We start from the raw sequence: 11,439 nt of genomic DNA, 5'->3' as shown, positions 1-11,439 counted from the left end.
GACCCTCGCCGCACTGGTCACGTCGCGGCTGGAGATCGGCACGCTGGTGGCCAGCCCGAACTTCCGCCACCCGGTGGCCTTCTCCCGCGACCTGACCGGCCTCGACGAGATCAGCGAAGGGCGTCTCACTCTCGGCGTCGGCGCCGGCGCGACGGGCGGGTACGACGTCGACGTTTTCGGGGCGGGAGCGCCGAAGAGCCGGGTGCGCAGGTTCGACGAGTTCGTCGAGCTGCTCGATCGGCTCCTGCGCGAGGACCATGTCTCCTTCCGGGGTGACTACTACTCCGCCGTCGACGCTCGTTCGGTGCCCGGGGTCGCCCCGTGGCCGCGTGCGCAGGGTCCCTTCTCCGCGCCGCGGTCGGTGGTCGACCGGATCGCCGCGGACGTTCTTCCCCGGTGGCGGACTTCGGGAAACGACTGACCGTCACCAGTGGTCGGGGCATCACAGCGATGCTCCTGACGGGCCCGCGGTCGCCAGGTCCCGTAGGACCGTGACCAGGCGGGACTTGGCCGCGTAGTCGAGGCCGCGGGTCGGCTCGTCCAGGACGCGGGACCGGGCCGGCCGGCGACCGCGATGCCACCGTGCCTTCAGGGCCGTTCGACGATCGGATGCACCGAGGGCAGGGGCAGGGGTTCAGTAACCGGTGATGACGAGGTCTACGAGTTGATGGGCAAGAATGGTGGCGGAGAAGCCCCTTCACACCTCACCCTGGAACAAGTCTGCGGGCAGAGCCCGCGTCACACCACTCCAGCAGGGGGCAGTGCGTGGGAGACAGCGGGCGCTGGAGGCACACACCTGGACAAGGGACGCCCGGCCGGGCCCCGTTCCGTCTGCGCGTACTGCTTGTGGTCATGGCGCCGCTGGTCGCCCTGGCGCTGACGGCGTCTTCCGCGGACGTACGCCCCCCGGTCCACCACTCGCCCGTCGGGGCGGACAAGCCCGCCGACACCGCGTCCGTGGTCACGCGGGCCAAGGCCGAGAACTGTGACCCACTGCGATCGCTGAAGCCGCCGGCCCGGATGCCGGAGCCAGGCGGTCGGATGCCGAGCGGTACGGCGATGGAACGGATCGTCGCACGCGGACGACTGATCGTGGGCGTGGACCAGAACACGTTCCTCTTCGGCTACCGCGATCCCACCACCGGGCAGTTGGACGGACTCGACATCGACTTGGTGCGGGAGATCTCCAAGTCCCTGTTCGGACGGCCGGACCGGGTGCAGTTCAAGACCGTGCCGTCCCGGCGGCGCATCGAGGTGTTGGAGCGCGGCGAAGTCGACCTGGTCGCCCACTCGATGACCATCACCTGCGAGCGCATGGAACGGGTGCTGTTCAGCAGCGACTACCTCGACTCCGGCCAGCGTGTCCTCGTCCCCGACGCCTCCCCCGCCAAGACCCTGGCCGACCTCGCCGGGCAGGACGTGTGCACGGCCCAGGGCACCACCTCACTGGACGCGCTACGCCGGGCCCGACCGAAGGTGCGGCCGGTTGTGGTCGCCGACTGGACCGACTGCCTGGTCCTTCTCCAACTGGGCGACGTGGCCGCCGTGTCGACCACCGACAACGTCCTCGCCGGGCTGAGCGCCCAGGATCCCGCCACCCGCATCACCGGACCCCGGTTCACCTACGAGCCGCACGGCCTCGCCGTAGCGAAGGACGCACCGGAACTCGTCGGCTTCGTCAACGGAGTCCTCGCCCAGCTGCGCACCTCGGGCGGACTCCGTGCCCTGCACGAACAGTGGTTGGGCGAATACGGCGACTTCTACCCGCCCGCACCCCGCTACCTGCCGTGACACCGCCATGGCTTCACGAGCCCGCGCCGGGGATCCAGATCCGCCAGCCGGATCCGTCGTCGGGGGCGTCGGCCGTCACCAGTATTCCGGGCAGCAGCTCCAGGTTTTTGTGCCGGAAGCGGGCCTTCGGGCCACCCGGGGCGTAGACCAAGCGCCGCTCGGAGGGATCGGGTGTGAGCGCGACGAAGCGGGCCGCGCCTTCCCACCCGGCCCACGACCGGGTGTTGGCCCGGGCTGTGGCGGCAGGCCCGGTGTAGCGGACCACCTCCCCGAAGGTGCCGCTGATTTCCCGGTCGAAGGTGCGCAGTTCATCGAGAGGGGTGATGCGCAGTTCCCAGCCGCCTTCACCCTTGGTCTGGATCAGCGTCGGCTCCGGGTCGATGCCGATTCAACGTATGGGACTGCGGCATCCCGGCGGTCGGCGGGCTCGGGCGCGCTGGGCTGAACACCGTGAGCGAGCGCAAGCCCTACAAGACCGACCTGTCCGACGAGCAGTGGTCGCTGATCAAGCCGGTGATCACCGCGTGGAAGGCCGCACGCAGCCGCCCGGGCCGCCGCTCACCCCTTCCGAAAGGGCGAAACGGATATCAACTCACGTACCGTCCTCTGAGACGGCGGGCGTTGGCCGACGATCGGAGGAGGTAGATCGTCTCTTGCCAGGCGTCGTAGTCCTCGGCGGACATGAGGATGGCCATGGCCCTCATCCTAGTTTCAGCTCTGCTGGGTGTGCGGGAGCTCGAACGTCACCGGTGTCTCGAAAGCCGCCCGGCGGGTGGCTCGGCGTAGGGCCTTGAGGATGGTTGGGCCCAGGGTGAGGGTCAGGGCGACCGTGATGGCTGCTCGGCCGAGGTCCCAGCCGAGGGAGGTGGCCAGGCAGTACGCGAGGAAACGGGCCAGGTTGGTGGTGACGTCCGCGTCCGGGTTGAAGGCGACGCTCGACGTCAGCGCGTTCATGAAGGGCCAGCCGGCCAGGTTCATGAGAGTGCCGTACGCGAAGGCCGCGACGAAGCCGTACGTGGCGAGCACCGCCAACTCCGCACGGCCGCGTAGCCGGTCGGGACCCGGGAGCAGGCCCGCGCCCATCGCGAACCAGCCCATGCTGAGCATCTGGAACGGCATCCACGGTCCGACCCCGCCGGTCAGCAGCGCGGACGCGAACATCGTGACCGCTCCGAGTACGAATCCGAAGCCGGGGCCCAGCACCCTGCCGCTCAGCACCATCAGGAAGAACATCGGCTCGATCCCGGCCGTCCCGGCCCCGATCGGCCGCAACGCCGCCCCCGTCGCCGCCAGCACCCCGAGCATGGCCACGGCCTTCGCCCCGATCCCCGACTCCGAGACCGCCGCGCCCACCACCCCGACCAGCAGCACCAGCAGCCCAGCGAACAACCAGGGCGCATCCTGCGCATGGGCGCTGACCTGGGACGTCGGCCCGGAGAAGAGGGGCCAGGTGAAGGCCGCGAGGCCGATGACGCTGACGAGCGCGAGGGCGGCGACGGAGCGGGGGCCGAGACGGATGGCGCGGGCCTGGGGGGTCGCCGGAGGGGCAGTCTGGGGGGTCACGCCTCCGCCTCCCGGTCTGCCGTCGTCGCCCGGCCTTCCGGCTCCCGCTCCGTTGCGCCCACAGCAGCGCGTACTTGAGAGACCGTCAGCCACCTCTGCGGGGCCAGGATCTTCGCCACCTGCGGAGCGAAGGACGGGGACGCCATGACGACCTCGGCGGTGGGGCCGTCGGCCACCGGTTCGCCGTCGGCCAGGATCACCACCCGGTGGGCGAGTTCGGCGGCCAGTTCCACGTCATGGGTGGCCAGGATGATGGCGTGGCCCGCGGTCGCCAGGTCCCGTAGGACCGTGACCAGGCGCGACTTGGCCGCGTAGTCGAGGCCGCGGGTCGGCTCGTCCAGGAGGAGGAGTGGGGGGCGGGCCGTGAGGATGAGGGCCAGGGCCAGGGTGAGTCGTTGGCCCTCGGAGAGGTCGCGGGGGTGGGTGTCGTCCGCGATTCCGGGGAGCAGTTCGGAGACGAGGGCGCGGCAGGTGCCCGGTTCCGCGTCCGCGTCCGCGTCCGCGTCCCGGTCCGCGGCCGTGCACTCGGCGGCCACCGTGTCCGCGTACAGCAGGTCGCGAGGCTCCTGCGGTACGAGGCCGACGCGGCGGACGAGTTCACGGGGTGCCGTCCGGTGCGGTACGACGCCACCGACCCGTACGGAGCCCGACGCCGGCTCGACCAGCCCGACGAGTGCGCTGAGCAGCGTGGACTTTCCGGCTCCGTTGCGGCCCATGAGGGCGATGGTCTCGCCGGGGGAGACGGTCAGGGTGACGTCGTGGAGCGCTTCGATGCGGCCTCGGCGGACGGTGAGGTGGTCGACCGCGGCAACTGCGGTTCCTGCCGGGGCAGTTGGTGTGTCGCGCTTGCGGAAGAGGCGGGAGCGGGGTGGTACGGGGCGGGATGCGGGCGCAGTCACCTCCGCGGACTCGTCCTCGTACGCCACCCCCTTCATCCCCTCCAGCCGTTCCCGCAGCGTCCCCGCCCTCCGGCGTGCGTCGCGCACCGTCAGCGGCAGCGGTGACCATCCGGCGAGGCGGCCCAGGGCGACGACCGGCGGGTACACCGGGGAGACGGCCATCACCTCGGACGGAGGCCCTAGCACGAGCGGGGCGCCCGGGGCCGGGAGGAGGGCGACCTGGTCGGCGTACTGGATGACGCGTTCCAGGCGGTGTTCGGCCATCAGGACCGTGGTGCCGAGGTCGTGGACGAGGCGTTGCAGGACGGCGAGTACCTCCTCCGCGGCGGCCGGGTCGAGCGCCGAGGTCGGCTCGTCGAGGACCAGGACTCTGGGGTGCGGGGTGAGGACCGAGCCGATCGCGACCCGCTGCTGCTGGCCGCCGGAGAGGGTGGCGATCGGGCGGTCGCGGAGGTCCGCGAGGCCCAGCAGGTCCAGGGTCTCCTCGACACGGCGGCGCATCACGTCCGGCGCGAGGCCCAACGACTCCATCCCGTACGCGAGTTCGTCCTCGACCGTGTCCGTCACGAAGTGCGCGAGCGGGTCCTGGCCCACCGTGCCGACGACGTCGGCGAGTTCGCGCGGCTTGTGCGTACGGGTGTCCCGGCCGGCCACCGTGACGCGTCCGCGCAGGGTGCCGCCCGTGAAGTGCGGGACCAGCCCGCTCACCGCTCCGAGGATCGTCGACTTACCGACTCCGGACGGCCCGACCAGCAGCACCAACTCGCCCTCGGGGACGGCGAGTTCAAGACCTCGTACGGTCGGCTCGGTCGCCCCGTCGTACGTCACGGAGACATCCTCGAAGCGGATCACGACGGCTCCTTGGGGGCGATGAAGGACGGGGCGAGGCCGAGCAGGATCGCGGCGGCCGGCCAGAGGGGGAGGGTGGGGGACGTCAGGGGCACGACGCCGGGGTGCAGGGCGGCGGAGTCGTACGCGGCGTACAGGATCAGCAGCGCCGCGACCCCCGCGCCGGACGCGGCGACCAGCCACGCCCGTACGCCCCACACGTCCGGCCGGTACCGGGTACGCAGCGAGCGTCGGCCGCCGAGCCAGAGCCCCGCGAGGGCCGCGCCGAGTCCGGCGAGCAGCACGGGCAGGCCGTACGTGCCGCCTTCGGCGGTGAGCAGGCCGTACGTTCCCGCGCAGACGCCGACCAGGCCGCCGAGGGTGAGTACGGCGGTGGTGCGGCGGACGGCGGGCGCCACCTCGGCGCTGCGGCCGTAACCGCGCGCGTCCATCGCCGCCGCGAGCGCGACCGAACGCTCCAACGCGCCCTCCAGGACCGGGAGTCCGACCTGGAGCAGTCCGCGTATCCCCTTGTCGGGCCGTCCGCGCAGACGGCGTGCGGCGCGTAGGCGCTGTACGTCCGCGATCAGGTTCGGGGCGAAGGTGAGCGCGACGACCACGGCGACTCCCGCCTCGTACAAGGCGCCCGGGAGGGACTTGAGGAGGCGGGCGGGGTTGGCGAGGGCGTTCGCGGCGCCCACGCAGATGAGGAGCGTGGCCAGTTTCAGGCCGTCGTACAGCGCGAAGACCAGGCCCTCGGCGGTGACCCGGCCGCCGATGCGGATGCCCTGCGCCCAGTCGGGGAGCGGGAGTTCGGGGAGGGTGACGAGGGTGTGGGTGCCGGGGATGGGGGAGCCGAGGAAGACGGCGAAGACGAGGCGGATGGCGAGTACGGCGAGGGCGAGTTTGACGAAGGCGGTGTAGGAGCGGGACCAGGGGGATTGCGTGCGGTGGGTGGCTATGACGTAGCCCGTCACCGCTATGAGGAGGCCGAGGAGGAGGGGGTTCGTGGTGCGGGAGGCGGCGGTGGCCAGGCCCAGGGACCAGAGCCACCAGGCGCCCGGGTGCAGGGCGTTCCGTCGTTGGGCCCTGCTTGCCTGCGCACCCGGTGCGGCGGGACGGCTGACCTCGCTCATCGCGTCCACCGTCAGCCGCTGCGCCGCCGACGCGTCTGCCAGACCGCCGCCGCGCCCAGCACGGCGACGGCCCCGATGCCTGCGAGCAGGCCCAGCGACGGGCCCTGGTCGTGGGAGTCGCTCTTGCCGGAGGCGCTCGTATCGCGAGACGTGGCCGAAGGCGTCGTCGTCGGCTCCGTGGCCGAGATCTGTTCGCCGCAACCCGTACGCGGGTAGCCCGCGATGGCGCACAGCAGGGCGTTCGTGTCGTAGCGGAGCGGCTTTGCGACCGTGGCGAGGGCGTCCGCCGTCGTCGCGTCTTCCGGGACGCGGGCGCAGGCCGTACGCGGACGGGGTGGCGTCTCGCCGGACGGCGCGTCCGTGCTGGTGCCGAAGTCGAGGACCAGGGCGACCCGTTTCGAGCCGTCCCGCGCGGGCGTCTTCGCGCAGATCGTCGCGAACTCCGCGGCCCCGCGCGGCTTCACGGCGTCCCGGGAGTCCTCGCTCACCGAGAAGCGGAAGCCCTGTACGTCGCCGTCGGAGGGGCTGGCGGTCGACGGACCCTGGGTCGCGTACACCCAGGTGCCGCCGTCGCGGCCCCAGAAGGACCAGTAGCGGTAACCGGCCGCGTGGGCCTGCCCTGACGAGGCGAGCATGGTGATGACGGCGAACAGTGGGGCCAGGACCAGCAGGAACGTACGACGGCGGAGGCGGATCACGGCTGCGGCTGCTTCTTGTTGCGGCTGCTGATCAGGAAGCCGACGCCGATGCCGCCGACCAGGCCGACGCCGACGATCCACCAGACGCTGACGCCGCTGTCCTCGTCCTGCTCCTTCTCCTTGCTGGGGACGGCGGTGTCGGTGGCGGTGGCGTTCGAGCCACCCGAGCCCGCCGGGCCGGTCGAGCCGAGCTGCTTCACCAGGTCCACGCCGCCGAAGGCGCGCGGGTCCGTACCGGTCGCGTGCGCCGCGAAGATCAGCTGGGCGTACGCGGCCGGGCCGCTCTGCGCCGCCCAGTCGCCGGAGTTCTTCTCCAGCCAGGCGAGCGGCTTCGCGGCGTCGGTGGTCCGGCCCGCGGCGGCGAGCGCGACGACCGCGTCGGCGGTGTTGCCGTGGTCGGGCTGGTCCTCGGCGCCTGCGAGGGCGGACTTCAGGTAGCCGTCCTTGGCGAGGGCGCTCACGAGATACGCGGAGCCGTTGTGTACGGCGTCTTCGGGCGTGGACTTGTCGCCACCGTCGGCACACGCGGGTTCCTCCGCCGCGAGTTCCCCGGTCTTCGCCACGAACCCGCTGCCCAGGCTTCCCAGCACGCCCGCCGCCGTCGCGTCGGCGTTCGCAGCGAGCTTCCCCTTCTTGTCCGGCTGGAAGGCGAACGCGCCTCCGCCGTCCTCGTCGCAGGGGACGGACAGCTTCAGCAGCGCCTGGTACGGGGACTCGCCGCCCTTGGACAGTACGTCGTCAGGCTTCTCGCCCGAGGCCACCAGCGCGCCGATCACGACCGACGTCGAGTTGGCGTCACTCGCGCCGCCCGCCGCGTAGCCCCAGCCACCGTCCTTGTTCTGCACGGACTTCAGCCAGGCCACGGCCTTGTCCGCCGCCATGTCCTGCCCGCCGAGCGACTCCAGGGCCTGCACCGCGGCGGCCGTACTGTTCGTGTCGACCATCGTCTTGGCGTCGCACTTCACGCTCACGTCGGCGCGGTACGGCGCGAACGCCCCGCTCTCACACTGCTGCCCGACGAGCCAGTCGACGGCCGACTTCGCGGGCTTCACACCCACGGTGTGCTGGGCGAGCAGTGCAAGCGACTGCCGCCACACGCCGTCGTACGTCGGATCGGCGCTGCCGAACAGCCCGGACGGCAACGCCTTGGACGACGGCGACGGCGACGGGGAGGGCGACTCGGCGGCGAGGGCGACCGGCGCGCATGCCGCACCGATCACGACGGTGGCGGCCAGTACCGCGGCGCTACGGCGAACGTTCATGATCGGCGGGTGCCTCTCTGAGCTCATCGGCTCTCCCTACAGGGAGCCGGGCAGCCCAGAGCCCCGGGCGGCTCGGCTCCGTATGCCTCGACGGTGCCGGTCACCGGCGGTTCCCGGTGACGCGAGCCGGTCACTTCCGTGCGGGGCATTCCGGCTCACCGCCCGTTGCTCTGCTCTGATGCGCCGGGCGATTCACGGCTGCGGGTCAGCGCCGGTTTTGCACCGGCTTCCCCCCGTACGGGCGTGATGACGACCTGTTTACTGTACCGGCCCGTAGAGAAACGCTGAGGCCCGGCTGTGCGGCGCCGGTAGCTTCGGCTCATGGACAGTCCCATAGGGGTGGGCGGCCTGCTCGGCTCCGGCCGCACGGCGGATGTGTACGCACTCGACGACGAGGGGTGGGTGCTGCGCCGCTATCGCGACGGCTACGGGGACGCGTCCGCAGAGGCGGCCGTCATGGAGTACGTACGCGGTCACGGCTACCCGGTGCCGCGCGTACGAGTGACCGACGCGCCGACCGACCTCGTGATGGAGCGTCTGTCAGGCCCGACGATGCTCGAAGCGGTGGCCTCCGGCGAACTCGATGCCGGGGAGGCGGGAACAACCCTCGCCCAACTCCTGACCCGCCTCCACACGATCCCGCCCCGCCTGTCGCCCGACCTCATCGCGCGCGTCCTGCACCTGGACCTGCACCCGGAAAACGTGATCGTGACCCTGTCCGGCCCGATGGTGATCGACTGGGCCAACACGGAAGAGGGCCCACCCGGCCTCGACTGGGCCATGTCCGCGGTGATCCTGGCCCAGGTCGCAGTCGCCGACGACCCCCGAGCCTCCCTGGCCCACACCATGCTGACCGCCTTACTCCCCACCTGCCCCGCCCCACCCCTCCTGCGAGCCCTGCCCCAGGCACTCCAACGCCGCGCGGCCCAACCGACGATGAGCCCACACGAGCTCGAACTCCTCACGGAGGCAGACAAGTTGATCCGTACGCTGCTGAGCCAGTGTCCTGAGTCTTTATTTCGCTATAGAAGTAGCGGTTATCGGACCGAACGGTCCTCGCCGCCGGGTCGCGGCGGCGGGTCGGCGAGGCGGTAGCCCATGCCGCGTACGGTCTCGATGCGGTCGTGGCCCAGCTTGTTCCTCAGGTAGCGGACGTAGACGTCCACGATGTTCGACCCCGGGTGGAAGTCGTACTGCCAGACGTGGGACAGCAGTTGCTCGCGAGAGAGCACCTGGCTGGGGTTGCGCAGGAAGCACTCCGCGAGGACGAACTCCCTGGCCGTGAGGTCCACGACGCGTCCGTCGACGCGTACGCGGCGGGTGTGCAGGTCCAGGGAGAGGTCGCCGTGGCGCAGCACGGCCGGCTCCGCCGTCCGGTGGTCGCGCAGCCGCAGCCGGATACGGGCCAGCAGCTCCGCGAACTGGAACGGCTTGACCATGTAGTCGTCGGCGCCCCCTTCGAGAGCGGCGACCGCGTCGTGGGGCGAGTCGCGGGCTGTGAGGATGACGACGGGCAGGTCCGCGTTGAACTGGCGCAGCCGGTGCAGCACGGTGAAGCCGTCCAGCACGGGAAGCCCGAGGTCGAGGACCAGCAGGTCGAACTCTCCGCTCGTGGCGCGGTCGAGCGCGGCGGCTCCGTCGCCGACCACGGTGGTGGTGAACCCCTGGGCACGCAGCCCTTTCTCGACGAAGGCGGCGATGCGCGGTTCGTCCTCGGCGATCAGGATTCGGCTCATCGTGATCCGGCTCATCCCACCGGCGCCCGGGCCGGGACGCGGGCTCGCCGGTCGGCGTGCGCCCGGGGGATGAGAAGGGTGAACGTGGTGCCGTGCCAGGGGTGGGAGTCGAGCATGACGCGGCCGCCGTGCGCCTCCGTGATCGCCCGGACGATGGCCAGGCCGAGCCCCGAGCCGTCGCGGCCGCATGCGGTGCCACGCCGGAAGCGGTCGAAGATGCCGGCCGCGTCGTCGGACGCCACTCCCGGGCCGGTGTCGCGGACCCACAGTCGCACGGTCCCGTCCGCCTCGTCGACGGCGGAACCCAGGGCGACCGTATCGTTCTCCCCGGTCAGCGTGACCGCGTTGTGCGCGAGCTCCAGGAGGGCCTGGGTGAGGCGCTGGGGGTCGCAGGGCAGCTCGGTCTCCGCCCGCGCGTCCACCCCCCAGCGGCGGTCGCCGAGTGCACGCGCCTTCTTGAGGACACCGTCGATCAGGCTGCCGACGTCGACCGTCTCGAGGCGCAGGAAGTCCAGTCGCTCGGCTCTCGCCAGTACCAGCAGGTCGTCGACCATGCGGGCCATGCGGTTCAGCTCGTCGATCGCCAGTGCCCTGACCTCGTCCACCTCGGCCGGTTCGAAGCTGTCGAGGAGTTCGAGGTGGCCGCGTACGACGGTGATCGGGGTGCGCAGCTCGTGCCCGATGTCGTCCAGGAACTGCCGCTGGCCGGTGAACGCCTTCTCCAGGCGGCTGAGCATGGCGTTGAAGGTGCGTCCCAGTTCGGACAGGTCGTCGTGCCCGCTGACACTGACGCGCTGGGTGAGGTCGGTGTCGGTGGTCCGCAGGGCGGTGCGCCGCAGGAGCCGGACAGGGGCGAGCAGCCGCCCGGTCACGAACCAGCCGGCGATCGCCGCCAGCAGCAGGGCCCCGAGCGCCGTGAGGCCGTAGGTTCGCATGACGTCGGTGAACTCGGCCTCCTCGCTGTCGGTCCAGTGCACGACCACCCAAGCCCCCGTGTGGCCCTGGCGGACCACCGGGTGTACGGCGATCTGCACGCGCCCCGCGGCCGTGTCGACGGCCCTCAGCGCCGGTTCCCGGTCGGCGGTCACCGTGCGTACCGTGCGCAGGAAGGCGGGGTCTGCGCTGAGCCGTTCACCCCTGGACCCTGGCGAGGAGTAGCGCACCACGCCGTCGATCACGGAGAGCAGCGCCTCGTGCTCGTCGGGGACGTTGCGCTGCGTGGCGGTGAGCAGGAGCCGGTCGAGGGACGCGAACGGCTTACCGGTCCGCGGATCGACCGCTGTGGCGAGGAACCTCTCGAACTCCGCCGCCTCCCGGTCCACGTGCAGCCGCACCCGGTGGTCGATCCGGGAGTTCTGCACCAGGTGGACCGCGACTCCCGCGAGCGTCATCCCCAGCGCGGTGAGCAGCAGGATCGAGGCGAGCACACGCACCCGGACGGATCGCAGCGCGGCGAGGGCGCGCACCCGGTTGCGTCGAGTCGTCGTCATCGACCTCATCGTGGGCCGTGCCGCCGTCTACGGCAC

The 11,439-nt window shown here is 71.6% G+C and carries 11 protein-coding genes, 2 pseudogenes and 1 riboswitch; of the genes and pseudogenes, 4 read left to right on the top strand and 9 right to left on the bottom strand.

What is annotated here, in order from left to right; translation table 11 throughout:
• On the top strand, positions 1-421 hold a 421-nt coding region (locus OP79_RS29875; RefSeq protein WP_033324561.1), incomplete at its 5' end, for an LLM class flavin-dependent oxidoreductase.
• A 431-nt stretch (positions 422-852) separates the two neighbouring features.
• Positions 853-1,791: a glutamate ABC transporter substrate-binding protein gene (locus OP79_RS29870; protein ID WP_245685498.1), complete on the top strand. Its 939-nt coding sequence runs from the start codon at positions 853-855 to the stop codon at positions 1,789-1,791.
• 13 nt (positions 1,792-1,804) lie between these two features.
• Here OP79_RS29870 and OP79_RS29865 read toward each other — a convergent pair whose 3' ends face one another.
• The gene (locus OP79_RS29865; protein WP_033324560.1) at positions 1,805-2,056 is read right to left on the bottom strand and encodes a hypothetical protein; all 252 of its coding nucleotides are present in this window, start codon (positions 2,054-2,056) and stop codon (positions 1,805-1,807) included.
• Between the two features lie 185 nt (positions 2,057-2,241).
• Between OP79_RS29865 and OP79_RS57270 the strand changes: the two are divergent.
• Positions 2,242-2,331, top strand: a pseudogene (locus OP79_RS57270) (IS5/IS1182 family transposase); the annotation flags it as partial.
• A gap of 68 nt (positions 2,332-2,399) precedes the next feature.
• On the opposite strand, the pseudogene OP79_RS29860 reads toward OP79_RS57270, so the two are convergent.
• From OP79_RS29860 to OP79_RS29835, 6 genes and pseudogenes are all read right to left on the bottom strand, one after another.
• A pseudogene (locus OP79_RS29860) lies at positions 2,400-2,483 on the bottom strand (type II toxin-antitoxin system Phd/YefM family antitoxin); the annotation flags it as partial.
• A gap of 19 nt (positions 2,484-2,502) precedes the next feature.
• Positions 2,503-3,354 carry an ECF transporter S component gene (locus OP79_RS29855; protein WP_033324557.1) on the bottom strand — a complete coding sequence of 284 codons (852 nt, stop codon included), beginning with the start codon at positions 3,352-3,354 and terminating at the stop codon, positions 2,503-2,505.
• Positions 3,351-5,105 (bottom strand): ABC transporter ATP-binding protein, encoded by a 1,755-nt coding sequence (locus OP79_RS29850; protein ID WP_078492095.1) that lies wholly within the window; start codon positions 5,103-5,105, stop codon positions 3,351-3,353. The genes OP79_RS29855 and OP79_RS29850 overlap by 4 nt, the downstream gene beginning before the upstream one ends.
• Positions 5,102-6,217, bottom strand: coding sequence for an energy-coupling factor transporter transmembrane component T (locus OP79_RS29845; RefSeq protein WP_033324555.1), 1,116 nt, complete (start codon positions 6,215-6,217; stop codon positions 5,102-5,104). Before OP79_RS29845 ends, OP79_RS29850 begins: the two co-directional genes overlap by 4 nt.
• An 11-nt stretch (positions 6,218-6,228) precedes the next feature.
• Positions 6,229-6,852 (bottom strand): SCO2322 family protein, encoded by a 624-nt coding sequence (locus OP79_RS29840; RefSeq protein ID WP_051745025.1) that lies wholly within the window; start codon positions 6,850-6,852, stop codon positions 6,229-6,231.
• 59 nt (positions 6,853-6,911) lie between these two features.
• Positions 6,912-8,177, bottom strand: coding sequence for an SCO2321 family membrane protein (locus OP79_RS29835; RefSeq protein ID WP_033324599.1), 1,266 nt, complete (start codon positions 8,175-8,177; stop codon positions 6,912-6,914).
• A 143-nt stretch (positions 8,178-8,320) separates the two neighbouring features.
• Positions 8,321-8,410, bottom strand: a riboswitch (cobalamin riboswitch).
• 88 nt (positions 8,411-8,498) lie between these two features.
• On the opposite strand from OP79_RS29835, the gene OP79_RS29830 reads away from it, so the two are divergent.
• Positions 8,499-9,272 carry a phosphotransferase gene (locus OP79_RS29830; RefSeq protein WP_078492094.1) on the top strand — a complete coding sequence of 258 codons (774 nt, stop codon included), beginning with the start codon at positions 8,499-8,501 and terminating at the stop codon, positions 9,270-9,272.
• Here the strand turns inward: OP79_RS29830 and OP79_RS29825 are convergent.
• Both OP79_RS29825 and OP79_RS29820 read right to left on the bottom strand, forming a co-directional pair.
• Positions 9,215-9,913: a response regulator transcription factor gene (locus OP79_RS29825; RefSeq protein WP_033324553.1), complete on the bottom strand. Its 699-nt coding sequence runs from the start codon at positions 9,911-9,913 to the stop codon at positions 9,215-9,217. The genes OP79_RS29830 and OP79_RS29825 overlap by 58 nt on opposite strands.
• An 11-nt stretch (positions 9,914-9,924) precedes the next feature.
• Positions 9,925-11,403, bottom strand: coding sequence for a sensor histidine kinase (locus tag OP79_RS29820; protein WP_169786226.1), 1,479 nt, complete (start codon positions 11,401-11,403; stop codon positions 9,925-9,927).
• Positions 11,404-11,439 lie beyond the last annotated feature (36 nt).

This window comes from Streptomyces yerevanensis, from assembly GCF_000716805.1.
Classification (GTDB): Bacteria; Actinomycetota; Actinomycetes; order Streptomycetales; family Streptomycetaceae; genus Streptomyces; species Streptomyces flaveus.
The sequence above is the reverse complement of the archived record's forward strand: the minus strand, read 5'-3'. Positions and strand labels throughout refer to the sequence as shown.

Bases quoted from the DNA above. Each gene is read 5' to 3' on its own strand.
- OP79_RS29870 (WP_245685498.1), top strand. From the start codon at position 853: ATGGCGCCGCTGGTCGCCCTGGCGCTGACGGCGTCTTCCGCGGACGTA.
- OP79_RS29845 (WP_033324555.1), bottom strand. From the start codon at position 6,217: ATGAGCGAGGTCAGCCGTCCCGCCGCACCGGGTGCGCAGGCAAGCAGG.
- OP79_RS29840 (WP_051745025.1), bottom strand. From the start codon at position 6,852: ATGCTCGCCTCGTCAGGGCAGGCCCACGCGGCCGGTTACCGCTACTGG.
- OP79_RS29835 (WP_033324599.1), bottom strand. From the start codon at position 8,177: ATGAACGTTCGCCGTAGCGCCGCGGTACTGGCCGCCACCGTCGTGATC.
- OP79_RS29830 (WP_078492094.1), top strand. From the start codon at position 8,499: ATGGACAGTCCCATAGGGGTGGGCGGCCTGCTCGGCTCCGGCCGCACG.
- OP79_RS29825 (WP_033324553.1), bottom strand. From the start codon at position 9,913: ATGAGCCGAATCCTGATCGCCGAGGACGAACCGCGCATCGCCGCCTTC.
- OP79_RS29820 (WP_169786226.1), bottom strand. From the start codon at position 11,403: ATGACGACGACTCGACGCAACCGGGTGCGCGCCCTCGCCGCGCTGCGA.